This window comes from Pseudarthrobacter sp. BRE9 (assembly GCF_031844305.1).
Taxonomy (GTDB): Bacteria; Actinomycetota; Actinomycetes; order Actinomycetales; family Micrococcaceae; genus Arthrobacter.
Map to the genome: position 1 here is coordinate 42,613 of NZ_JAUZUY010000002.1, position 23,274 is coordinate 65,886.

Consider the following 23,274-nt stretch of genomic DNA (forward strand, 5'->3'; position numbering starts at 1 on the left):
GTGCGTTGGAAGGACAATATGAGCGTCGTTGATGCGGCGTCCGGCGGGAGGTTTCCCTCGCGCGCTGCGCATGACATCCCAGCGGACCGCACCGTTATAGCGGCCGTCATCCAGTGGCGGGACAAGATTGCCCTGTTCAGAAGAAGCGGAAATCTTGGCCACGACAGTGGCCTTTGGCACTGCATTACCGGATTTATGGAAGCCGGGGCCACGCCTGAACAGCAGACCCTTGAAGAGTTGTTTGAAGAAGCAGGTCTGCAAACCAAAGACCTCCTGGGACTCCTGCCGGGACCGGACTTGGTGGTGGCTGACGGCTTGGGCAATCCGTGGCTCATCCATACCTTCACTGCCTTGACGTCCCGACGGCGGCTGAAGATCAATTGGGAAAACGACGCCTACCGGTGGACCGCTCCCCACAAGGCCAAGCGTTTCGCTAACCGCGTGGACTGGCTGGACAACGTACTCGATGCAACCGGTCATGTCCCGCGTACCGTTCCGGCACCTGAACCCGAGGCATTCCCGGGATGGATGCGTGCCGCTCCAAGTCAGGAGGCCTGACGATCCCCGTGGTTGAAGTAGGCAGTCTCCTGGAGGATCAGTTTCAGCAGGCCGGGGAAGCGGACTTCCAGGTCATCGCTGCGCAGCCGGCTCATGCGGCGGACACCTACGTCATGCTGATGGATCACGCCAGCCTCACGCAACACTCGAAAGTGGCGGGTCCCGGCAGACTTTGTCACTGGCAGGGCAAATTCGGTGCACGGGATGTCCTCGTTGCTGCCAGCCAGTTTGATGACAATCCCCAGCCGCACTGGGTCAGTCACGGCCGCCATCAGGCGGAACAGGTTTAACGCCAGGCCCACCCGCCAGTGCGTGCCATTAGCGGGCCGTAGCTCTCAGGTTCCCGCCCCATCCACAACTCTCGACTGAGGAAACAAAAAATGCCCACCCTTGGAATCATTGGCACCGGCAACATCGGTGCTGCCATCGCTCGTCTCGCCGTAAGTGCCGGCATCCCCGTAGTGCTGTCCAATTCCCGCGGCCCTGAGACTCTTGCCAGCCTTGTCTCAGAGTTGGGTCCCCTGGCTTCCGCAGGCACCATCGAGCAGTCGGCGGCGGCCGGAGAGGTTGTTGTGCTGTCCGTGCCGCTCACGGCGCATACCGCCATTCCCGCATCCCTCCTGGAAGGGAAGGCCGTACTCGACACCACCAATTACTACCCATTCCGGGATGGAAGGGTGTCTGAACTCGACGAGGAAAGGCTGACTACGAGCGAGCTCGTGCTGCGGCACTTTCAAGGAGCCGGCCTGACGAAGGCCTTTAACAACATCCTCGCGCACCACATCCCCCAGCTGGCGCGCCCCGCCGGCGCACCTGATCGCTCCGCCCTGCCCGTGGCGGGCGATGACGCTTCCGCCAAGACCAAGGTCATGAGCCTTATCGAGCAACTGGGTTTCGATGCAGTGGACGCCGGTTCGTTGGCTGAAAGCTGGCGTTTCGAGCCGGAAGCCGGTGCCTACACCAGGCTTTACCTGGCGGACGCCGCCACCCCGGACGACAGCATGCTCGAAGCTCCCGCCGCACCTGTGTCCGCTGAGCGGCTGAGCGACGCACTGAAGCGTGCCGAACCGGTGCGGGTTGCCGCGCGTACCTTCTAACGCGCGTACCTTCTAAGAACGGTTCCAGGCAGCTGGCCTTAGGGGCAGGCCTTCGACGGCGGCACTAAGGCCAGCGGGGCATACAGGCGTTTGCGGGTGCCTGCCGAGGCGGCCCGGTACCCGGCACCTGGCGTTGCTTCTTAAGTGCATGGCGCCCAAGATGCTACCCGTCCAGCAACTCCGGCTTTTAGCGTTGTTTCTAACGAGGGCAGCAAGGACGCTGCCTGGCGTTTGGAGTAGAAAGTCTGGATACATGTCCCTTACAGATGCTCAGCTGACTGAGTTGTATGACAAGCAAGCCCTCCATGACAACCTGATGCTGTACGCGAGGGGCGCCGACCGGCACGACCGCGAGCTGATGAAATCCACGTACTGGCCTGATTCATTCGATGACCACGGCGGCTATGTCGGAAACGGCCAGGAGTGGGCGGATGCTGCCATGACCTGGCACGACAAGATCCATAGCTGCAGCCACCACATTTCCAATGTCCTTTCCGAGATTGATGGGAACCGGGCCAAGCGCGAGAGTACATTCATCTGCGTGGTCCCGTTCAAGGACCCCGAAGTAACCATGTTCCAGGCAGGCCGCTACCGCGACTTGTGCGAGAAGCGCGACGGCGTGTGGAAAATCCTTCATCGCACCTGCATCTGGGATTGGATCGACGTCCGGCCCATCAACTCGGACTGGGGCATCGTGGGTGTCCCTCGAGTCTCGCACTGGGGAGCCTGGCATCCTGAGGACCCGATCTACAAGGACTGGGTGGACAGCCCGCCGACGGAATTCTCCCGGTAGCCCTGCACCTGCAACGGCGAGCGTTTTTGAACCAATAGTGAAGCGCCGGTCGGCCCCATATACGAGGGCCGGCCGGCGCTTTGGTGTTATGCGGGGCTAGTTCGCGTAGGGGTCCGCGATGCCGATGTATTGGGTGGTGGTGTATTCGGCGATGCCTTCTGATCCGCCTTCGCGGCCAAGGCCTGACTGCTTGACCCCGCCGAAGGGTGCTGCGGCGTTGGAGATGACACCGGCGTTGAAACCGACCATGCCGAATTCGATCTGTTCGGCCACGCGAAGGAGCCGGTTGAAGTCGCGGCTGTAGAGGTAGGACGCGAGCCCGTATTCGCTGGCATTAGCCAGCCGGATGGCGTCTTCTTCGGTGGCGAAGGTGGTGACGGGGGCGACGGGTCCGAAGATTTCCTGTCCCAGAATCGCTGCATCGTTCGGAACGTTGCCGAGGACAGTGGGCTGGTAGAAGTAGCCGGGCCCGTCCACCGGGGCACCTCCTGTGACGGCGGTGGCTCCGGCGTCGACGGCGGCAGCCACTAGGGCGTGGACTTCATCGCGGGCGCCGGCGTCAATGAGCGGGCCCACCTGGGTGGCGGGCTCGGTACCGCGGCCCGTGGACAGGGCGCCTATGGCCGCGGCAAACTTCTGTGTGAACTCGGCGGCGACGGATTCCTGGACGAGGAAGCGGTTGGCGGCGGTGCAGGCTTCGCCCATGTTTCGCATTTTGGCGGCCATGGCACCTTCGACGGCTTTGTCCAGGTCCGCGTCTTCGAACACGATGAAGGGTGCGTTGCCGCCGAGCTCCATGGAGGTGCGCAGGACGTTCTGGGCGGCGTCGGCGATCAGGCGTTTCCCGACCGGGGTGGAGCCGGTGAAGGAGACCTTCCGCAGTCGTGAGTCTTTGAGCAGGGGCCCGGAGATCCCTGATGCGGAGGAGGAGGAGACGACGTTGAGGACTCCGGCGGGCAGGCCGGCGTCGAGCATGGTCTGCGCGAAGTACTGCGCCGTCAGGGGTGTGAGTTTGGCGGGTTTGAGGACCGTGGTGCAGCCGGCGGCGACGGCGGGTGCGACTTTGCGGGTGGCCATGGCCAGCGGGAAGTTCCATGGCGTGATGAGCAGGCAGGGTCCGACGGGTTTGTGCTGGACCAGGATCTTGTTCTTGCCCTCGGGGGTGGTGAGGTAGCGGCCGTAATCGCGGACGGTTTCCTCGGAGAACCAGCGCAGGAACTCGGCCCCGTAGGAGACTTCGCCGCGGGCTTCGGCCAGCGGTTTGCCCATTTCCAGAGTCATCAACAGGGCAAAGTCCTCGGCCCGTTCGGTAACCAGGTCAAAGGCGCGGCGCAGGATCTCGGCCCGCACCCGGGGCGCGGTCCGCGCCCAGGACGCCTGCGCGGCGTCGGCTGCATCGAGGGCGGCGATCGCGTCGTCGCTCGTGGCCGAGGCGAGGGTGGCGAGCACCTCTCCCGTGGCGGGGTCGTGCACGTCAAAAGTGCCGCCGTCGGACGCCTCCCGCCACTGCCCGCCAATCAAAAGTCCAGTAGGAACAGTGGCGAGCAAGGCAGCTTCACGTTCGGGTGAGATGGCAGGAGAAAGCTCGGAGACAGTCATAAAGGGAAGTCCTTAAGAGTTATAGGGATTTGGGCAGGCACAACCACCGGTGCAGGCTCGGGGCGGTGGGGAGGGCTAGTAGGCTTTGACCCGCTGTTCAACCACCACATGGATGAGCGCGAATACGCGGTCCTCGTCGATGGCTCTCAGCGCCGCTGTGATAGCGGCAGGAATCTCGGCATCGCGTTCCACCTTGATGCCGAAACCCCCAAAGGCCTGTGCCATGAGCGCGAACTCGGGGTTTTTCAGTTGGGTGCCGGAAACACGTTCGGGGTAATGCCGTTCTTGATGCGTGCGGATGGTCCCGTACTCCTGGTTGTCCATTACGACCACAAGGGGAGTGGCGCCGTATTGGGCGGCGGTGGCAAGTTCCTGTCCGTTCATGAGGAATTCGCCGTCTCCGGCGATCGTCACCACGCGCCTGCCGGGGTATTCCAGTGAAGCGGCGATAGCGGACGGTACGGAATAGCCCATGGAACCGTTGCGGGCACTGATCATCGAGGCGTAGCGCTGGGTGGGAAAGTAGCGGTGAGCCCAGTTCGTGTGCTCACCTGCGCCCAGTGTGATCATGGCGTCATGTGGGAGGGTGGGGACGAGGTTGGCCATCAGGGTATCCATCCGGGCTGGACCATCGGACGGCGTCGCCGGGGGGAGGGCGGCGAAGGCAACCTGCTCCGCACGCATCTTTGCCGTCCAGCTCTTCCACTCATCTTTGACGGGAAGCTCGATCTTCGTGAGGTCGCGGACGAAAACGTCTGGCTTGGCGACAATTTGGTAGGAGACGGGTCCCGAGCGGCCACGAAGCGATGGGTCGATAGTGACCAGGAAGTTCTTTTTTGACCAGTCCTGGCGGCAAAGAAATCCGTCGGTAATCACGTCACCAGGGACTGTGCCAACAAAAACCAGCAGGTCAGTTTCTTCGAGCAGATCATAGGTGGGCCGCGGGCGGCCATAGCCTATGGGGCCAACGTAAGAGGGGGAATCAAACGGGATGGTGCCCTCGGTGCGCCACTCGGCCGCTGCAGGAATGTGGTGCTTCTCCAGCCAGCGTGTGAGCTGATCAGCCCCTTCTTGCGTCCAGTCGTTGCCGCCGGTGACGAACAACGGCTTGCTCGCCGCACCGAGGGCATCGGCCAGAGCAGCCGCGTCCACAGTAGTCATGCCACCTGTAGCGACAGGGATGGGGGGATGAATATCGGCCGGGATTTGCTGGCGGATGACGTCCTCGGGCAGGCCAACGACGACGGGACCGGGCCGCCCGCTCATCGCCGCGAAAAGGGCTTCGGCGACGATTTCGGAGGCACGCGCGGCGTGGTCCAGGACCATCACCCGCTTGGCGCCGGTGTCGAACCAGGCCTTGATATCGAACTCCTGGAAGGCCTCGCGGTCCCGGTGGGCGAAGGGAATCAACCCCACGAACAGCACCATGGGGGTGGAGTCCTGCCACGCGGTGTGAAGTCCTACGTGGGCATTGGCGGCGCCGGGCCCGCGGGTAACCATCGCAATGCCGGGCAGCTGGTTCATCTTTCCGTCAGCCTCGGCCATGTACGTCGCCCCACCCTCGTGGCGGCACACGATGGTTTCGATGGACGAGCCGTGAAGTCCGTCAAGGACGTCAAGGAAGCTCTCGCCCGGCACCACATGGGCCCGCTTGATGCCGTGGGCGGCCAGCGTATCGACGATGACGTGCCCGGCAGACTTACGGGATATCGGCAGCAGAGCCCCTGGCAACTCGTCTTGGTCGGCTGTTACTTGAGTCATGGATAAAATCTTTTCGCTGGATGCCGCGTCTTTGCGCAACACGATTCAGTGGGGGGACGCGGTTACAGGAGAATGCTGAGCGGGTTCTCGATGCGCGCTTTGAAAGCGGCCAGCAACTGTGCTGCTACTGCGCCGTCGATTACCCGGTGGTCTGCGGAGAGGGTGCAGCTCATGACCGTGGCAACTTCCAGCTGGCCGTCGCGCACCACCGGGCGCTGCTCGGCCGCCCCGACGGCCAGGATCCCTGCCTGGGGCGGGTTGAGGATGGCGGAGAACTCCCGTGTCCCATACATTCCCAGGTTCGTGAGGCTGAAGGACCCGCCGTCGAGTTCCTGTTGCCGGATTCGGCCAGCGGCCGCACGTTCTTTGTAGTCACCCATGGTCCTGCCCAGGGAGCTGAGCGAGAGGCTTTCCAGGCCGCGGACCACCGGTGTCAGCAGGCCGTCCGTGGTGGCGATGGCCACGGAGACATCCACCGTGGAATAGCGGCGGATGGCGTCTCCTTGCCATGACGCGTTCGCGGCAGGCACGTCCACAAGTGCTCCTCCCAGTGCTTTCAGGACAAGATCGTTGACGGTTGCCTTCTGGTCCGAAGGGAGCGCGCCCTGGTTGATTTGCTTCCTCAGAGCCAGGAGGGCGTCCATTTCGACATCGATGGAGACATAGAAATGGGGAACGGTTGTCTTTGACTCGGTGAGCCGCCGTGCGATGGCCTTGCGCATGCCCGAGAGCGGTTCGTCCTGGAAGTTTTGCGCGCCGCCCGTCTGGGATGTAGCAATTGGGTCAGCGGGGAGGAGATCTTCGGCCTGGGAGACGCGTTCCGGACTTGCCGCATGCTGCATGCGGGCGGCTTCGACGTCCCGGCGAAGGATCCTGCTGTTGGGTCCCGAGCCCGTCAAAGATGAAAGGTCGAGGCCAAGTTCTTTAGCGAGCTTCCGGGCCAAGGGCGACCCGAATACCCGCGAGTCCCGTCCCTGAGCATGGCTGGACGGCTCCTGGCTCGCGTCCGGAGCCGCAGGCCGCGTGTCCCGCCTGGTTGTTGGTGCTTCAGTGTCCTCGGGCACGGGATGCTCTGCAAGGCTGTGCGAAGCACCGCCGGCGGAGGCGATCTGCTTGTCGATGGACGCCTCGTCCTCTCCTGCTTCGACGAGCACAGCAATGGGCTCGCCGACACCCACAGAAGTTCCGGGCCGTATCAACAGTCTTCCGACAGTACCCGGAAACTCAGCCTGCAGTTCAACTGTCGCCTTTTCAGTCTCAATTTCGGCGATGGGCTGACCTGCGGCGATGGTGTCGCCTATTTGCACGAGCCAGTCCTGGAGAGCTGCCTCGGTGGCGTCTGCGACGACGGCCGGCATTGTAATGATGGTTGCCATGATGAATGTCCTTCGATGGATCCGGTTCAGGAAAGGCCGAGATTGCGGGCTATTTCGTCGAAGCCGGCAAGGACGTCGTTGAGATCGGCGTTGGCTGCAGCTTCAAGCACTTTCGAGATACTCGGCGCGGCTTCCTTGCCCGTAACGCGTTGGATGGGCTGGTCGAGGTAATCGAAGAATCTGCGCTGGATCTCGTCCGAGAGCCAGCCGCCATAGGAAGTACCGCGGGCACCCTGTTCGACGATCAGCACGTTGTTGGTTTTCTGGATTGAGGCGCCTATGGTTTCCCAGTCCAGGGATGCCCGGTCGAGCCACCGCAGATCGATGACCTCGGGATCGAGATCAAGACGGCGCTCGGCGGCCTGAAGCGAGACATCCACCATGTTCAGGTAGCTCAGGACAGTGACGCCCTCGCCCGCCCGCCGCACGGCAGCTTTGCCCACCGGCAACTGGTAGTCGAGATTCTCGGCGGGGATGTCTCCTTTGGTCCCGTAGAGGTCTACGTGCTCAAGAACGAGCACCGGGTCCTGAAGTTCCAAGGCTGTATTCATCAGCCCGATATAGTCTTGCGGTGTTGACGGCGCCACGATGCGCCAGCCCGGGTTATTGGCAAAGATGCCTGCCGGATCCATGGAATGCTGCGAGCCATAACCGGCTCCCATTGCCACCTTGGAGCGAAGCACAACGGGCATGGAGGACTGACCGCCGAACATGTGCCGGGCCTTGCCGATCTGGTTGAAAATCTGGTCAGCGGCGACCCATAGGAAGTCCGAGTACATGAACTCCACCACTGGCTTGTATCGTCCTGTCATAGACAGGCCGCCGGCCAGGCCCGCAAAGGCGTTTTCGCTGATCGGAGTGCCCAGGACCCGGTCTGGATAAGCATCTTTCAGACCGCGCGTAGCCCCGTTGGTGCCGCCTTTGAGCCGGTGCACGTCTTCGCCGAGGACCAGTACGCCCGGGTCCATGTCCATCCGGCGCCCGAGTACATCCGCAATGGCATCCACGAAGCGGCGCTCCACAGTGCCGGATCCGCTGTGTTCGTCAGGTGCTGTGCCGGTCAACGCCGGTTCGCTCCTGATGTCCGTATCCACAGCAGCGGGATCCGGCCAAAGAATGGGGCGGATCCGGCGGGCGCCTTTGGCGCTCTCCGGGTCCTTCTCGGTGATTTCGTCCACAATCCGGGTGATTTGCTCGGTGATGTGCGCGGTGAGATCGTTCAGTTGTTCGTCGGTGAGGAGTCCGCGCCGGGTCATCTCTGCCGCCAGTTTGGCCAAGGGGTCGCGTTCACGCCATTGCTTCTCCTCCTCCTTGGTCCGGTAGCCGAAGGCGCTGCCGGGGAAGGGGCCGTTCTGGTGGAAGTAGCGGTAGGTTTCCGCCTCGATGAGGGTCGCCCCTTTGCCGGCGCGCATGTGATCCACGGCTGCCTTTTGGGCAATGTAGACCGCGAGGGGATCCATGCCGTCCACGCGCCAGGACCTGATGCCGAAGCCGGGGCCACGAGCCGCCAGCCGGGGTTCACCGGTTACGTCGGCAACGTGGGTCGAGACAGCGTAGAGATTGTTTTCGATGTAAAAGCACAGCGGCAGGCGCCAGGCCGCAGCCAGATTGAGCGTCTCCAGCGTCGACCCTATATTTGAGGCGCCGTCACCGAAATAGGTCACCGTGACCCCCATCCCGCCTGCCTGCCCGCCGTCGTCGTCGTGTACTTCTGCGTCATGGCGCTGGGCCCAGGCATTCCCCGCGGCAAGCGGCACTCCGCCACCCACGATCGCATTCGTGCCCAAAGCTCCGGCCTCAAGCCACTGCAGGTGCATCGAGCCGCCCCGGCCACCGCTGAAACCGGCCTTGAGACCCAAAATCTCGGACATCGTCCGTCGGATGAACTCCGTGACCTGGTCGTTCTTTATCCCGTCGATGATCGACATACCGTTGGGGGACAGATAGGCAAGACCCTTCGCCAGGAATTGGTGATGGCCGCGGTGGGTGCCGTTGACGCCGTCAGCTCCCCGCAGCGCCAGAACGGACCCCACGGCTGCTCCCTCCTGGCCAATGCTGGAGTGGGCGGGGCCGTGGACCAGGCCCTCTGCCGCCAGCTGCAGGACAATTTCCTCAAAAATGCGGATGGTGTGCATCTGAACCAGCATGGATTCGAGCAACTCGGGAGCTGCTGCGTCCCAGTCTTTGCGGGTCGTGCGTAACTCTGTGCACTCTGTCGAGTAAGTCAAGGGCGTAGCGGTTGACATCTTTGGCTCCCATGGGCGTACTTGCATCGCTTTTGCGTTCGTCCCACCATAAGTGGACGATTGGATCCAATGCAAGGAGTCAAACCTATATTTCTGCGCCATATACCCGTGAATGGATCCATTGCACCCCAGTCCGTATGCTGTAGGTATGTCCACCCAAGCTGTTCTGTTGAAGAAATCGGGCGCTGCAAGCCAGCGCATCGCAGACGAACTAAGTCAAAGGATCCTCGACGGGGACCTCGCGCCCGGCACGAGGATCCGACAGGAGCAGATCGCAGAAGAGTTCGGCGTTAGCAGGCTACCGATCCGTGAAGCCTTGCGAATCCTTGAATCGCACGGACTCGTCACACTGGTCGCCTCATCTGGAGCCTGGGTAAGTTCCATGAACCTCGCTGAGTGCCAGGAGACGTATCTGATCAGAGAACGGCTTGAGCCACTCGCGCTGGGCCAGGCAATCGACAGCGTCAGCATTCAAACCTTGGATCGGCTCACTCAGCTGGCCAGCGAGATGGAGAACTGCCAGGTGGTGGAGGACTTCGTCGAACTGGACCGTGAATTCCACCTGTTGAGCTTTCAAGATGCGGGCATGCCGACCTTGCTGGAGATGGTCGAGAGGCTTTGGAACACCACCCAGCATTACCGGCGCGCGTACGTGCAGCTGATCGGTCCCGAGGGACTCGACGACACGCATTTGGAGCACAGACTCCTTGTCGCGGCCATCCGCCGTCGTGACACCCGCTCTGCGGAGGAATTGCTGGCCATGCATGTCCGGAAAACCCGCATGGCCCTGCTTGATCACCCTGAAATATTCGATCGCTAAAAACAGTTGCTGGAGAACCACATGAACCAGGACGCCGAACAGCAAGACATTGCACTCAAGGAACGGCGCGGACTGCCGGGTATCCGTGGAACGGACCACATCGGCTTCACAGTGCCCGACATGGAGCAGGCCCACGAATTCTTCGTCAACGTCATAGGGTGCCAGCATGTCTACTCGCTGGGGCCGTACCCGCAGGACCCCGAGTTGATGCGGACAAAGCTTAACGTCCACCCGGAGGCGACACTGGCGGAGATACGCTTCTACCGCTGCTTCAACGGGGCGAATTTTGAGATCTTCAACTACTCCTCCCCGGATCAACGGCGGGAACAGCCCCGCAACAGTGACATTGGCGGTCATCACCTCGCCTTCTATGTCGAGGACCTCGACGTAGCTGTCGACTATCTCAAAAACCACGGGATCCAGGTGCTTGGGGAACCGACCTCAAGTTCAGGAGCCAGCAAGGGCCAGCGTTGGGTCTACTTCCTGGCGCCGTGGGGAATGCAATTCGAACTCGTGTCCTTTCCACAAGGAAAAGCATACGAATCGCAAACCCCGTTGCGGCTCTGGATGGCCTGAAGAGCCTCTACCGCAATCTCGGGTCCAGCCCGTACCGCAGATCAGCTGGTCCTAACCCAAAACGGAGTTTCTGCAAGCGGGTGGCGGCGTCGTCCAGGCGCTTGGACGTAACGCGTGATCGAATCGCGGTTCTGGATGAGGCGATCAATCTTCTGTGGCATGCGCTCCCGCTCATGGAGCAGCAGCTCCCGAAGTCTCGGGTCGGGTCCGCGACCACAATCTCCTGCGCCTGGTCCAAGCACGGCAGGATGCTACTGATAATCCTCATCGGAATGCAGACATCAATCAGGCCGCGGATTTTCCGCACCCGGTCCAGGAGGTGGTCGTCATAGACACGGTAAGCCGTTGTCGAGCCGACGCGGCACCACCAGCCCCTGTTCGTCGTCATACCTGAGCATACGTTCGGGCACACCTCAATTCTCCGATACGCATGGCGCTCCTCTGTCGCCTTCCCGGCCTGACGTCAACGCTAGCGACAACGCCAAGAATATGCCACGTCCCGCGATACTCGTATTATGAAAGGCTAGGTAGTAGCGTGAAAGTTTTCCTTGACGCACGCCCGGAAGCGCAAGTACTGTCGGCATACCGAGCCTGAACTGAATTCGGCCGGTCATCCCATGCATCCCAGCGGCATTCTGGCGCTGGCCTAACGCGCTCAGGAGAACAATGCGGACAACGAAGTCGCAGGCCGTAAAGGCTGTTGAACCGACGCCCGGGCAACACACGGCCACCACCGTTTTACCCCCTGCAACTCCCACGGAGTTTGGGCCGCAGCAGAGGAAGTTGTTGCGCCGGACCATCGCCGGCAGCGCTGTAGGCAACATCATGGAGCAATACGATTTCGCCTTGTACGCGTCGGCCGCTGCGCTAATCTTCGGAAAGTTGTTTTTTCCAAGCTTCGACCCGACTGTCGCCCTGCTTGCGGCGTTCACAACCCAGGCCGTTGGATTTATTGCGCGCCCGCTCGGCAGCCTGGTAGCCGGGCACGTTGGTGACCTCCATGGACGAAAGCGCGTCCTGGTGGCCATGCTGCTCATCGCAGGCATTTCGACCACGGCCATCGGGCTTCTTCCGACCTACGCTGCCATCGGAATTTGGGCACCGATTTTCCTCGTCATACTGCGCTTCGTGCAGGGCTTTTCCTTCGGCGGAGAGTACGGAGGCGCCATTTTGATGGTGAGTGAGACGGCCCCCCGGGAAAAGCGGGGCTTCTACACAGGGTTCATCCCGGCATCATCAGCACTCGGCGGCCTGCTTTCGACAGTCGTACTTTTCGCCGTGAGTCTTCTGCCGCCGGAAACTTTCGAGGCATGGGGTTGGAGAATCCCGTTCCTGCTCTCGATTATCCTCGTCGTGACTGGCCTCATCATCCGGCTTCGGCTCAAAGAGACGCCGGTATACAAAGACGCAGAGGTAAAGGGAAAAACCACCCGTAAACCCATCCTCGAAGTGATTAAGACCAATCCCAAGCAACTTCTCCTGGCCGCGGGAATCAGTTTCGGATTTGGCACCCTCAACTACGTCGTGCTGGGGTGGTTGTTGAGCTACACCGCTGTGGACCTCAAGGTTGGCGCGGGCCTGGGGTTGATTGCCCTGGTGGTTGGCTATGTTTTCTACGGTATCAGTGACTGGGTGAGCTCTGCGATTTCCGACCGGGTCGGCCGACGCCCCGTCATCCTCACTGGTGGACTTGCTTACGGGGTCTGGGCATTTCCGATGTTCGCCATGGTCGACACCAAGAGTCCCGTACTCATCGTGGTGGCGATGGCCGTCTCCCTTACCCTAAGCGGCATGATTTACGGCCCGCTGGCCTCGTTGATCAGTGAGCTCTTCGCCACCAAGTTCCGTTACAGCGGCGCATCGATGGGCTATCAGCTCGGGCAGACCCTGGGTGGCGGATTCTCGCCTCTGATTGCAACCGGCCTGTATGCAGCAACTTTGGCTTCCTGGCCGGTCGCCATTTACCTCGTCGTCGCCGGGCTCATTACAGCAGCGAGCGTATTCTTCCTGACGGAGACAGCGGGGCGAGACCTTACGCACTGATCGTCTGTCACCTGTCGCCGGCTCCTCTGCCCGCTCCCACTGGGAGCGGGCAGAGCCTCGACCAGGAGCGAATCGTTGGCCACATAGTGGCGCATTTTCGGGTGTTGTTGGCGTGGATGGCTATGAGCGGACCGGGCGGGTCGCTTTTAGCCTTGTATGAGAACAAAGGCTTAGCGGAACAACTATCGCACTGCCACCATGGCCGGGCTCTGTTGTGGGATCGACCATGAGCCAGTGCTCCACTTTCGCCCGTTCTGCCATAACCCGCCATGCTCGGTTTGAAGGGCAACATCACTTTTGGAAGGTATTTCGACGGCAATGGATTACAGTTCCGAATATTCCATTACATTGACAATCCAGCGACGCTCCGAATTGGAGCGTCGGCTCGATAATGCCGTTGGCAAACTGCTAAAAAATGCGAAACTGCGGAAGCAGGGCATGCTGGTGACGCGCAGCAGTCCAGAGACCTTTACCGTCAGCCTGAGTGAAAAAGTACCGTACGGCACAACCATGGAGAAAATGAGCTGGTAGTGACGACAGCGACTGCCGACGGAGTCGGATTTCGGTCCCGGCGGGGCCCCATTCTTATTGCCCTGATGGTCTCGTCAGGCCTGGTGGCGGTTGATTCGACGATTGTTGCGACGGCTGTACCCTCGATCGTGCATGACGTTGGCGGTTTCTCTTCCTTTCCCTGGCTTTTCTCGGCCTATCTATTGGCACAGGCTGTCTCCGTGCCCGTGTATGCGAAGCTCTCGGACGTCGTAGGGCGTAAGCCGATCATCCTTAGCGGTATAGGTCTTTTCCTCCTCGGTTCGATCCTCTGCGGAGTGGCGTGGAGCATGCCAGCCCTCATTGCGTTCCGCGTGCTGCAAGGCCTGGGCGCGGGAGCAGTCCTGCCGATGGCGATGACCATCGTCGGCGACATCTACACGGCGACTGAACGGGCTAAGGTGCAAGGCTACCTTGCCAGCGTGTGGGCACTTTCCTCAGTCACTGGCCCAACATTAGGCGGCTTGTTCGCGTCGCTCGGCGTCTGGCGTGGGATTTTCCTTCTGAACATCCCACTCTGCCTCTTGGCCGGGTGGATGCTGATCCGAGCGTTTCACGAACGTATCGACCGCACAAAGCACCGGGTGGACTATTTGGGGGCGCTACTGCTGACTGTTTCCCTTAGCCTGCTGATCCTCGGGGCTCTCGAGGGCGGGCTGGCATGGGCCTGGAACTCCGTCACCAGCATCTCCGTGTTTGGAGCGGGCGCACTCCTGTTCGCGGTGTTCATTCTCGTCGAGAGGAGGGCAGCGGAGCCGGTGCTGCCGTCGTGGGTAGTGTCCCGGCGTCTGCTGGCCACGACGTCAACGATCTCTTTCGGCATTGGTGCAATCATGTTCGGCCTAACTTCCTACGTGCCTACGTTCCTTCTGGGGTCCCTCTCGACCTCCCCGGTTCTGGCCGGGCTCGCCCTGGCATCATTGACGATCGGCTGGCCGATCAGTGCTTCACAGGCTGGCCGGTTTTATTTCCGGATTGGCTATCGGAGGACGGCACTGATTGGTGTCATGGTTGCTGTCATCGGTACTTCGGTCCTTACGCTCACGGCCTCTTCCCCCAGCGTTCCGGTTGTGGCGGCGTGTTGTTTCGTCGTCGGATTGGGACTGGGGCTGGTAGCGACCCCGATCCTCATTGCCGCCCAGTCAAGCGTCGAATGGAATGAGCGCGGCGTAGTCACAGGCACTAATCTCTTCGCCCGTTCGATTGGAAGCTCCATCGGCGTCGCCGTTTTCGGGGCAGTAGCTAACTCGATATATGCTGGCGTCCCAGGCGGCGATTCTGACCCCCAGACGATTGTGTATGCGACTACTGCTGTCTTCGTGGCCGTGCTGGTCAGTGCCATACTCACCGTTGTCGCCGTTATCGCGATGCCCGCGGTCGGCGGCGCCAAGAGCACCGGCCTCGAGGCACCTACCGAGGCCGGTGCGGCCTCCGCACATGGTTAGAATCCTTGGCTCTATAAATCTGTGAACTCCCCGAATTGGACCGTCGCCAATGTTCCGGCCTCCTTCTCAATTCCGACAAACCCTGCCTTATGGGAGGTTGGAGGGCAGTGTTTTGTAGGCGGTGTCTTTGTTCATGTTCCAGCCGGCTACGAGGCCTGAGCCGATCATTTGGTCGCTGAGTCGGGCGAGTCGGTAGGCGGGGTCGGTGTCGAGGGCGAGTTGGAGGAATTGGTGTGCTTTGCTGCCTCGGCCTTCCCACCAATTGATGTAGCCAATTGTTGTGAGGACCGGGGCTGCGTGTTCGGCGCTGGTGCGGGTGTAGGCGTGGAGAAGCAGTTGTTGTGCCCATTCGATGCGTGACCATTTCGGGGCGGCTTCGGTTTGGGCGAACAGGATATGTTCCATGGGTTCGTCGACTCCTGGGATGTCTGCGATGAGCCGGTCGCGGATCGCCGGGAACTGCAGGTTCGCGATCAGGGCATGGCAGTCATCCTCGCTCGGGAAGGTCTTGGCTTCAAGCATGTCCGCCCAGAGTTTCCGCCCTTGCTGGAGCGCGGTGTTGGTTGGTTGGGTGGCGATGGCTTGTATGTGGTGTTCGACGGCGGCCGCTTTGGCTGCTTCCCGGCCGGTGGTGGGGAGGGTGATTTGGTCGGTGGGTTCGATGTAGCTGCCGCGGTAGATGAATTCGGCGTTGATGGCGCTGGTCTGGGTTGAGTTGACGGGCAGGGCGAGGCTGGTGCCGGGTTCGCCGTCGTAGGGGGAGAAGGTTTCGTCGCCGACGAAGAGTCCGTCCCTTATGGTGATGCCCTGTTCGGCGAGGACTCCGGTGAGCGCGGCGATGGTGCCGGCATGTGGTCTGGCCTGTCCGTGCTGGGGGGTTTCGCTGGTATAGATGGCGAAGAGGATGGATGTGGCGGTGGTGTCGGCCGTGAGGTAGTGGGCGACGGTGCGTGCGTAGGGGAGTTCGTGGCCGGGTTGGCGTGGGAGGTCGATGCGCAGGGTCGCGCCGATGCTGTTCTCGTTGAGGGTGATGCAGACCAGGCTTTCGTGGGGCCAGAAGCCCAGGGTGTGGCCGATGAAGCTGAGGACATCTGATGGTGTTGTGATCGTGAGCTTTTCCATGATCCTTTGGTTCCCTTCACCCTTTGTGGTGCTGTTTTTTTGCGGTTGTTGGTTGTGGGTGTCGTTCTGGTAGGGGACCACCCGCTGGGTTGAGGGGCCGGAGTGCAACTTGGGGGACCGGCGCCGGGACGAAAACTTCATCTCGAGCCAATGCTCCGGTCTTTCAATGGTGAAGTTTCGGTTCCGGGGTCGGCGCGGTAGCGCCCTGGTTGCGCGGAGGGCCCGCCCAGCGATCATGGGGGCATATCAGAATGACAAGCAGCGATAGAACTTCCACTTCTCTATCGGAGTGAAGGAACGAAGCGGCATGACTTCGGCATCAGCAACGATTCCGTTTTGCAGGGCGCCTCTTTCGTTATTCCCGCCCATGCCAGGTCGCTCCCTGCCGGCCGCAGAGTTCGGACGTGTTTCAGCCCGAGGGCTGTTTCATCCCTATTGGCTGGGGGGTGGCGGTGCCCGCGGTGACTGGGGCCGTTCCTTGAGAATGATATTTCTGCTGCGACAGCGACAGAATTCAGTGTTTTGGTTTGCGCGGCGGTTTCGATTGCGGTGATGACCGTTCACGGCTCAGCGCCACGACGGCAGGGCCCCTGCGTCGGAAAGTGCGTTGGTGTCGACGCTTTTAGCCTTGGTTTGGCTCCTGCTGGTCTCGTATCGGCTCGGATGACGCTTTCGCGGATTCCCAGTGTTTGTGAGGAATCGAGTGCAGTTCCCTGCTTCCGCTGCGTTGATGGAGAGTGATCCGAAGCCGGCCGCTACCTCTGGTTTTGGCGCCATAGGAGCGAACTCCCCCTGAGAGGCACTCCGAAGAGGTAGCGTGTGCCGTAGCCGACGAAGGGGTCAGGATGAGCTACAAATATCGAAGTGTTCGGGTTCGCGGTACCGAGCTGGTTGGAACGATTGCGAGGAAGCACGGGGGTGCGGCTGAAATCTATGAAACGTCCAAAGACCTGAGCACATCGGTAGTTCCTGTGTTCTTCGAGGCAACGGGCGAGATCCGCTTTTTCGACAGGTCAATGCTGGAGGACGTTGTAGCACCAGCCACTTAACCCGACTAGGCATACCGGCTTGGCCTGTGGGACCCATTTCAGGGGCAAATGAGGGTGTGGACATTGTCCACAGTCTTGGCTTCGGATCGGGTACTACTGCCCTCGGACTGCTTCCAATTCCGCACGTTTCCGGGAGTTCCTAGCGCTGGCAAGGCCCGGAAGTCAGTTCGAGTCCCACCTTGGGCACAGCATATCCCCTCGTCAGAGGGGTTTTTGCTTTAACGTGTTGACATGGCTTGTGGTGGCGTCCCTCTGACGCTAGATGTGCGGGCTGTGGCTTGGCTGCCGCGGAGCCTATTCAGGTGTGTGGGGTGGCGGGTCCAAGTCCCTGGCTAGTGGGCCTTCCGCCTGCTGCGGGCTGTGATCATACGGTTCCTCGTTCCGGTTATGTCGGGTTGGTCGGGTGTGGCCAACAACTATTCATGGTCCGGGGTGGCGGGCACAACATGACGTTTCAGAAGCTGGTGAGAGATGCTTCGTGGAGGCCTCCTTTTACACGTCGCGGAAGACGTAACTGCCGTGTTTGTCCTGCCAAAGGGAGTGTTGACACTGTCCACACTTACATCTGCTTTATGCAAGTCCTTCTTGTGACCGGGGATGAAAGGGAATCGCGCAGCCCGAGGCGGATGCGCGACCTTGTAGCGCAGGAGAGCCGCCCAGCGACTATGAGGTTCAGAATGACAATAGCCAGCTGCGTGGGCATCTGGTCGTTCCAAATTGTTGGGGAGGGGGCACCATGGCTACCGGGGGGGACCTGATCCCTGGCACCTTGAATACGGCTGGACGGCAGATGCCCGCGGGGCAGCCACCTAGTAACCAGACCCACTTCGCCGTGTACTTTCGATGGCGATTTGGCCCCGCCAGAGGTGTAAGGCGCTGATGCGGTGATAGAGCGTGGCAGAAAAGGGGGGAGCACATGGAGCTGTGCGCTCTACCTTGGGTCGTGGGCAAGGTTGCTTGGAGCCCGTTGGTTCGAACCGGTTGTGGTCGAAGGAGAGGAAACGGCTGTTGCATGAGAATTGGTGGCCGCCGAAGCATGATCATTGAACTCACTCGAAATTCGGTCGACGCTGATCATGGCCGGAAAGCCCCAACCGGATCTTTTGTGCGATGCGCCGGGGCGGGGGCAGCCCCGACGTGGACAAGGTGATGTAGCTGGCCGACAGCTTCACGGTCGGGCCGATCACTGACTCGGTGCTCGCCATCCACCTCGTCGCGGACGGCGGGAAGCACTATTGGATCGAGAAGGTCGATGAGCGCTACTGGCCGCAGCTGACGGACGATGACCTGCTGCGGACGCTGTATGACCCGGTCGCGGGTCGCGAGAACTTCGAGATCATCCGCGAACCCGACAACGCGATGTTCAATGCCGCTGTCGTCTCGGTTGGACGGTTCGGCATCATCTACTCAGTCGTGCTGCACGTGGTGCCGCAGTATGCGCGGTACGAGCGCCGGCGGCTGCATGTCTGGCAGGACTTCAAGCATCAGATCCTTGACCGCCGGAGCCCGCTATACCGCGACACCGCGGTCGTGAAGGGCGGGTACATTCCCTCGACCGAAGTCGCGGCGAGCAGCGCTTCCTGCAGATCGCAGTCTCCCTTACGCCGCACGCCAATTTTAAACAAAACCTCGCCGCCGGCGTCACGAAGCAGTGGGCGATGAAGCTGCAGGATGCTCCGCCCGGGCGCGCGGAGCGTGTCGGTGACATCCTCACGCTCTTCGACTCTCGTATCCAGGGCCCGCGGTTCTCGAACGCCGGCCGCGCGCACAGCTATCGGCACGACCCCGACAACCCACTGAAAGCCGAGGGCGACACCGACCCGATCGCACTAGCTTGCTCGAACGGCAGCTTCCTCGCGGGGGTCATCGAGGCCGCCATCACCGAGATCGAGGAGATCGTAGAGTCCAACGGCGCGGTCGTCGGCGCCGGCATCGCGGGTGTGGTCGCGCTCGGCGGTGCGGGTCTGCTGGCGCTCATCCCGGCGCTCCTGGTGGTCTTGCTGATCTTGAAGGGCCTGCTCGAGGCGTTCGACGCCGACGACCGCTTCGGCGAGCACATGGAGAAGATCAAGAACGAGCTGCTCGATCCGAACGAGCCGGATCCGCTGAAGCGCGCAGCGGGCCTGTTCGCGTGGCAGCTGATCGTCCTGCTCGGCTTCCGCGGCCAGCAGGGCGATCGCGACTACGAGGCGATCAACTACGCCGTGCTCGATCAGAAGGACTACTGCAACATTAGCTGCGAGGTGAACGTCGACTCCGTCGGTCGGTCGTCGTCGGGTCGTGTCGAGGTGTTCTTTAACGCCGTCGACCACCGCCTGCTCACGTTCGTCGACGCGCTGATCGCCTACGAGATCATGCAGGAGTTCCAAGGCAAGGCCTGCGTCGGCTACGCCTCGCTGCGGTTCATGGGGTCGACCGAGGCGAAGATCGGGATGCAGCGGCACGACCTGACGTGCGCGGTCGAGGTGGCGTGCCTGAAGGATGTTTCCGGCGGGCAGGAGATGGTCGACTACGCGGTCCGTCTTGCGCTCAATCCGAATATCGGCGGCATCCTGCACTGGGGGCAGCGCAACGATGCCACGGCCGCCGACGTCCAGCGTCTTTTCGGTGATGCCTCCGATCCATTGAACGGCGACCTCGGGACTTGGCGTCAGGCATTGGATGTCGTCACTGCGTCGGGGAACCACAACCGCTTCAGCAGCGACTTCACTCGAGGCACCGGTCTGGAGTTGTGATGGCCGAGACGTTCTACGGACCGTGGCGCATCGTGCTGCTGAACGCGAACTCGCACTTCGCGCAGCAGATGGTAATCGAGGGCTCCGACAACGCCGACGGCGGGTACGACATCGCCTACGGCGAAGCTTTGGATGTCTCGGTCGCCGGCGCCCAGTGGCGGCTGCGGACCGAGTTCTTCCCGTTCGACGGGCCGGCGTGGCTCGAAGGTGACACGCGCGCGATCAGCCGATTCGAGCCGGGAGCCGGACTGCTCGTGCAGATCGACGGGGCGTCGCGGCCGCCAGGACGCGGCGGACCACTCACGAACCTGCGGCTGCTGTGCAGCTGCCTTGACCCCGAGACGAACCCGATCCCGGCACCCAACCCGTTCGACTTCACAATTCTCGACTACGGCTGACGCTCAGCCCACCTACACCCTCAAGTGCGATGAACCCACTTGGTGCCTTCGAAGTAGGGCGCTGCCAGCCCTGCTTCAAATGCCCGTCGGCAAGGCACCCAATTCTTGTCAGGGTAGAGGTCGGATCCTCATGTGGCGGAAGGCGACACGCCCCCCGTGCGACTGCAGGCCAATGAAGCTTGGAACCGCCGCGCTACTCGCGACACCTCTACCCGCGATGTTGCTCGTAACCTGCGTGCTCTGAACCCCGTTAAGTCGAACGGTGTACGTGTGGTTCATGACGTCAATTTCCAGATCATTCCACTGACCGGGCGGCTGGCAGGCTACTTGGTTGTAGTTTGAATTGGCTATGCCGTAGAGGGATCCAGTCCGGTGGTTGTCGGCTCCATCGGGTCTGGCCAAGTCATCAATCTGAATCTCGTATCCGAAGTGGACGGGCACCCAGGCTGGATTGTTGTAGCCCTTGCTGTCTAGGTTTGGGAATCGCACGAAAACACCTACATTGTCGTCATGTCGGGACAGACGAAATTGAAGACGAAGGCGGTAGTTTGCTGGGGTTGGCGTTGTGCACCAAGACAATCCGAGGTCGTCGCCGGGTTCGCTCACTAAAGCCCCGTCCACCAGTGGGAAAGCTCCACTCCCCGCGAAGCGCCACTTGCTGTTATCCAATCCATCAAACAATGTTTGGTAGCCGGCTTCTGCCACATAGGGTAGTGCTTCTCCCTGCTGATTGTCTGGCTGGGGACCAGGCTTCGGTGCCAGGTGTTCTGCCAGACGTCTGGAAAGTGCTACCCCCGTGAGCATTGGGTTGGGGCTGCCCAGCCGCGGAAAGACAGCCGGACCTAAGACGTAGGTGTTGGAGATAGCATGCAAGCGCCCATCGCTGTTCACTGCGGAAGTGTTTGGATCTGCTCCCATGCGCAAAGTGGAGGCTTCATGGTGAGTGGTGCCCAGCCCATCATGGCGGGACGCATGCGGCTGCACTGTCGAGGGAGCAGCATTGGCCGAGACGGTTTGCCAGCGGCCAGCCGCTAGCACCTCATAATCGTTGCCACCTGCAAAAGCTAGTGCTACGTCATCACTGCATTCGTCCATGGCCGTCCACAGTTTTTGATCCCGAGCGGAGGCCATTATACCGACAAGGGCTCTAGGGGTCCCATAGTCAGGATCTCCCATATCTTGCCCGACGAAGCTGGCGGCGTTGTCGGTGTCCATCTCTCCAATGCCTCTGATGGTAATGACGACGTGAGAGTCGCTGGCTGTTTTGAAGCGGTCTAGGGTGTCGATGTCCGGGATCTTCTGCCAGAGTTCAGCCTCACTAGAGTTGCCCTGCGGGCCCAGGCCAGCGGCTGTAATTTGCAGGTGGAAGTAACGGTCCGTCTGGTTGGTGTGAAGGCCTTTCAGGAACAACGCAGCTTCAGAGAGTTCGGCGACGGGTGGATTGGTGGGCAAGGACGTGCGCGGGATGCGGATCGTTAAGTTTGATCGCAGGTGCGCGGTCAGCCCGGTTCCTATCGCACCGGTCTGGGGTAGTCCTTGGAAGGAATTCCTGGCAAGCCTAGTGCTCTCAATGGTTCCTGCGGCAATAACAACAACGGCGCCCTGTTTCACAGGAACATTGCCTAGGTTCGTACGTACCTCCGTTACTTGTGATCCGTCATGAACCAGCTGCTGGACATGGCAGTTCGGAATAAGCATCAGACGGCGTCGCAGGTTATCTTCACGCTGCCACTCGCCCCAGGCTGTACGGGAAGCTTTGACAATTAGAGGCCCGGAGCTGAACTTATTACCGGGAAAGAAGCCAGCACGAGCCGTTGCCTGAACAGCAAGTGGAGCCTCTAGTTTCGCCTCATTTTGAAGCTGCTTAGCAGTGCGTCCGCCTGCGTTTTCCAGGCCGAGTACTCGAGCAATGTCATCAGCAGAAGGGGCCTGCCCGAGTGCGGCAACAGCAGGATGATCCGGCAACGTAGCAGGCGGAATGGCATGAGTGATGCCGCCGTTGGCGTCGGTGAGGACCCGCCGCAGGGCGTTCTGTAACGGACCATAGATGAAGTCGTTGGTGGAGTCACTGCCTAACTGCCGCGCCGCGGCATCAAATCCATCGGGTGATGAAAGGTTTGTTACGACGGCCTGCGGCCAGCCCGTTAGTTCCTCCGGCAGCGGCCGCGGGGACCACCCACCCCAATACAATGACCTGCCTCCAACGCAGTATGCCAATCCGGGGAAAGCAACGTTGGACCGCCAAGACAGACCCCACACTTCGAATCGAGGTTTGTCAGCCTTTCCGGCCGCCTGTAAAGCGTCGAGCGTGGTGGCCCCACCGGGTCCGGGATCCCCGAGGCCGATCATGGGCAGGTTCTGAACGTGTTCACCTATAAGCATCGGTCCCGCTTCCAGAACCAGGACACGGTGCCGACGACCAGTGTCTACTGTCAAAAGGTGCTGAGCGAAGGTGCCAGCAAAGCTGCCGCCTCCAACGACAATAACGTCAAATGGTCGAGCATCCGCGTTCAAAGCCTCATCTTGGGCTGCCTTCGCTTCGTCAAAGGTGTTGCAGACATATCGGCCGAGAACATCGCGGCTAAATAAGGTGTCGGGCGTAGGAATCGGCGATGTAGGCACAGCGGTTCTCCTCACACGAGTTATAGGACGTCGCTAGAACAGCATGAACAAGAGCGCGTTACTGGTGCGTTACCCCGTCAGACAAACCTGGTTGCGACCTGTCCGCCGTTGTCGGAACCGGGGCTCATCTCAAGAAGTCCAAGCAGTTGCCCCGTCTAGATCGAATATTCGATGGCTCCGTTCCGAAATTGGGTGGCGGTTGGAAGCGCTATCAAAGCTTCGGCCCACCTTTGATGCCAAATGGACCGGAGCCAGTTTGAGCCACATTGGCCATCGTGAATTACTCGGTTCCTTGCGGCCAATAGGTAGGTCGTCGGCAGGATTAGACCCCCGCTAGTGCACACCAGCGACTTTTCTCCTGCATGGGCGGGCTGAGTCGGGAAGGATTGACACCCTATACCTGGAAGGGATACCAGTCCCCGTGTCCACAATATGCATCCGGTCTGACCAAACGCAGGTCCAGATTTAGATCATGTAATTCCATC

The 23,274-nt window shown here is 61.0% G+C and carries 18 protein-coding genes; 11 read left to right on the top strand and 7 right to left on the bottom strand.

The features are described from left to right. The first annotated feature begins 18 nt into the window (after positions 1 to 18). Complete coding sequence (locus Q9R31_RS05135) at positions 19 to 558, top strand: NUDIX domain-containing protein (RefSeq protein ID WP_311261677.1); 540 nt, start codon at positions 19 to 21, stop codon at positions 556 to 558. Here the strand turns inward: Q9R31_RS05135 and Q9R31_RS05140 are convergent. Continuing rightward, positions 546 to 860 (bottom strand): transcriptional regulator, encoded by a 315-nt coding sequence (locus Q9R31_RS05140; protein ID WP_311261678.1) that lies wholly within the window; start codon positions 858 to 860, stop codon positions 546 to 548. The two genes, Q9R31_RS05135 and Q9R31_RS05140, sit on opposite strands and share 13 nt — an antisense overlap. 78 nt (positions 861 to 938) lie before the next feature. Between Q9R31_RS05140 and Q9R31_RS05145 the strand changes: the two genes are divergently transcribed. Continuing rightward, positions 939 to 1,655 (top strand): NADPH-dependent F420 reductase, encoded by a 717-nt coding sequence (locus Q9R31_RS05145; protein WP_311261679.1) that lies wholly within the window; start codon positions 939 to 941, stop codon positions 1,653 to 1,655. 253 nt (positions 1,656 to 1,908) lie between these two features. Beyond that, entirely contained in the window at positions 1,909 to 2,448 is a 540-nt protein-coding gene (locus Q9R31_RS05150; protein WP_311261680.1) for a nuclear transport factor 2 family protein, read from the top strand. Between the two features lie 96 nt (positions 2,449 to 2,544). Here the strand turns inward: Q9R31_RS05150 and Q9R31_RS05155 are convergent, their stop codons facing one another. The 4 genes from Q9R31_RS05155 to Q9R31_RS05170 all read right to left on the bottom strand — a co-directional run bounded on the left by Q9R31_RS05155 (position 2,545) and on the right by Q9R31_RS05170 (position 9,319). After that, the gene (locus Q9R31_RS05155; protein WP_311261681.1) at positions 2,545 to 4,047 is read right to left on the bottom strand and encodes an NAD-dependent succinate-semialdehyde dehydrogenase; all 1,503 of its coding nucleotides are present in this window, start codon (positions 4,045 to 4,047) and stop codon (positions 2,545 to 2,547) included. Positions 4,048 to 4,122: 75 nt separating this feature from the next. Further along, a complete protein-coding gene (locus tag Q9R31_RS05160; protein WP_311261682.1) occupies positions 4,123 to 5,808 on the bottom strand; it encodes a thiamine pyrophosphate-dependent enzyme in 1,686 nt (561 codons plus the stop codon). 62 nt (positions 5,809 to 5,870) lie between these two features. Beyond that, complete coding sequence (locus Q9R31_RS05165) at positions 5,871 to 7,184, bottom strand: dihydrolipoamide acetyltransferase family protein (RefSeq protein WP_311261683.1); 1,314 nt, start codon at positions 7,182 to 7,184, stop codon at positions 5,871 to 5,873. Between the two features lie 26 nt (positions 7,185 to 7,210). After that, positions 7,211 to 9,319 (bottom strand): thiamine pyrophosphate-dependent enzyme, encoded by a 2,109-nt coding sequence (locus tag Q9R31_RS05170; protein ID WP_311261684.1) that lies wholly within the window; start codon positions 9,317 to 9,319, stop codon positions 7,211 to 7,213. A 259-nt stretch (positions 9,320 to 9,578) separates the two neighbouring features. Here Q9R31_RS05170 and Q9R31_RS05175 point away from each other — a divergent pair, with 259 nt between their 5' ends. From Q9R31_RS05175 to Q9R31_RS05195, 5 genes are all read left to right on the top strand, one after another. Beyond that, positions 9,579 to 10,250, top strand: coding sequence for a GntR family transcriptional regulator (locus tag Q9R31_RS05175; protein ID WP_311261685.1), 672 nt, complete (start codon positions 9,579 to 9,581; stop codon positions 10,248 to 10,250). 21 nt (positions 10,251 to 10,271) lie between these two features. After that, complete coding sequence (locus Q9R31_RS05180; RefSeq protein ID WP_311261686.1) at positions 10,272 to 10,826, top strand: VOC family protein; 555 nt, start codon at positions 10,272 to 10,274, stop codon at positions 10,824 to 10,826. A 666-nt stretch (positions 10,827 to 11,492) separates the two neighbouring features. After that, positions 11,493 to 12,869, top strand: a complete 1,377-nt coding sequence (locus tag Q9R31_RS05185; protein ID WP_311261687.1) for an MFS transporter — start codon at positions 11,493 to 11,495, stop codon at positions 12,867 to 12,869. Between the two features lie 318 nt (positions 12,870 to 13,187). Continuing rightward, entirely contained in the window at positions 13,188 to 13,400 is a 213-nt protein-coding gene (locus Q9R31_RS05190) for a hypothetical protein (RefSeq protein WP_311261688.1), read from the top strand. Continuing rightward, positions 13,400 to 14,863: an MFS transporter gene (locus Q9R31_RS05195; RefSeq protein ID WP_311261689.1), complete on the top strand. Its 1,464-nt coding sequence runs from the start codon at positions 13,400 to 13,402 to the stop codon at positions 14,861 to 14,863. Before Q9R31_RS05190 ends, Q9R31_RS05195 begins: the two co-directional genes overlap by 1 nt. A gap of 87 nt (positions 14,864 to 14,950) precedes the next feature. On the opposite strand, the gene Q9R31_RS05200 is transcribed toward Q9R31_RS05195, so the two are convergent. After that, entirely contained in the window at positions 14,951 to 15,985 is a 1,035-nt protein-coding gene (locus Q9R31_RS05200) for a DUF4192 domain-containing protein (RefSeq protein ID WP_311261690.1), read from the bottom strand. Positions 15,986 to 18,228: 2,243 nt separating this feature from the next. Between Q9R31_RS05200 and Q9R31_RS05205 the strand changes: the two genes are divergently transcribed. Genes Q9R31_RS05205 through Q9R31_RS05215 form a run of 3 tightly spaced genes read left to right on the top strand, consistent with a single transcriptional unit; the run spans position 18,229 to position 20,167 of the window. Then, positions 18,229 to 18,696, top strand: a complete 468-nt coding sequence (locus Q9R31_RS05205; protein WP_311261691.1) for a hypothetical protein — start codon at positions 18,229 to 18,231, stop codon at positions 18,694 to 18,696. Then, on the top strand, positions 18,693 to 19,769 hold the full coding sequence (locus Q9R31_RS05210; RefSeq protein WP_311261692.1) for a hypothetical protein: 1,077 nt from the start codon (positions 18,693 to 18,695) through the stop codon (positions 19,767 to 19,769). The genes Q9R31_RS05205 and Q9R31_RS05210 overlap by 4 nt, the downstream gene beginning before the upstream one ends. Continuing rightward, positions 19,769 to 20,167 carry a hypothetical protein gene (locus tag Q9R31_RS05215; RefSeq protein WP_311261693.1) on the top strand — a complete coding sequence of 133 codons (399 nt, stop codon included), beginning with the start codon at positions 19,769 to 19,771 and terminating at the stop codon, positions 20,165 to 20,167. Before Q9R31_RS05210 ends, Q9R31_RS05215 begins: the two co-directional genes overlap by 1 nt. Positions 20,168 to 20,275: 108 nt before the next feature. Here the strand turns inward: Q9R31_RS05215 and Q9R31_RS05220 are convergent, their stop codons facing one another. Next, entirely contained in the window at positions 20,276 to 22,789 is a 2,514-nt protein-coding gene (locus Q9R31_RS05220; RefSeq protein ID WP_311261694.1) for a family 16 glycoside hydrolase, read from the bottom strand. Between the last annotated feature and the right edge of the window lie 485 nt (positions 22,790 to 23,274).

Bases quoted from the DNA above. Each gene is read 5' to 3' on its own strand.
- Q9R31_RS05135 (WP_311261677.1), top strand. From the start codon at position 19: ATGAGCGTCGTTGATGCGGCGTCCGGCGGGAGGTTTCCCTCGCGCGCT.
- Q9R31_RS05145 (WP_311261679.1), top strand. From the start codon at position 939: ATGCCCACCCTTGGAATCATTGGCACCGGCAACATCGGTGCTGCCATC.
- Q9R31_RS05150 (WP_311261680.1), top strand. From the start codon at position 1,909: ATGTCCCTTACAGATGCTCAGCTGACTGAGTTGTATGACAAGCAAGCC.
- Q9R31_RS05155 (WP_311261681.1), bottom strand. From the start codon at position 4,047: ATGACTGTCTCCGAGCTTTCTCCTGCCATCTCACCCGAACGTGAAGCT.
- Q9R31_RS05160 (WP_311261682.1), bottom strand. From the start codon at position 5,808: ATGACTCAAGTAACAGCCGACCAAGACGAGTTGCCAGGGGCTCTGCTG.
- Q9R31_RS05165 (WP_311261683.1), bottom strand. From the start codon at position 7,184: ATGGCAACCATCATTACAATGCCGGCCGTCGTCGCAGACGCCACCGAG.
- Q9R31_RS05170 (WP_311261684.1), bottom strand. From the start codon at position 9,319: ATGCACACCATCCGCATTTTTGAGGAAATTGTCCTGCAGCTGGCGGCA.
- Q9R31_RS05175 (WP_311261685.1), top strand. From the start codon at position 9,579: ATGTCCACCCAAGCTGTTCTGTTGAAGAAATCGGGCGCTGCAAGCCAG.
- Q9R31_RS05180 (WP_311261686.1), top strand. From the start codon at position 10,272: ATGAACCAGGACGCCGAACAGCAAGACATTGCACTCAAGGAACGGCGC.
- Q9R31_RS05185 (WP_311261687.1), top strand. From the start codon at position 11,493: ATGCGGACAACGAAGTCGCAGGCCGTAAAGGCTGTTGAACCGACGCCC.
- Q9R31_RS05190 (WP_311261688.1), top strand. From the start codon at position 13,188: ATGGATTACAGTTCCGAATATTCCATTACATTGACAATCCAGCGACGC.
- Q9R31_RS05200 (WP_311261690.1), bottom strand. From the start codon at position 15,985: ATGGAAAAGCTCACGATCACAACACCATCAGATGTCCTCAGCTTCATC.
- Q9R31_RS05210 (WP_311261692.1), top strand. From the start codon at position 18,693: ATGAAGCTGCAGGATGCTCCGCCCGGGCGCGCGGAGCGTGTCGGTGAC.
- Q9R31_RS05215 (WP_311261693.1), top strand. From the start codon at position 19,769: ATGGCCGAGACGTTCTACGGACCGTGGCGCATCGTGCTGCTGAACGCG.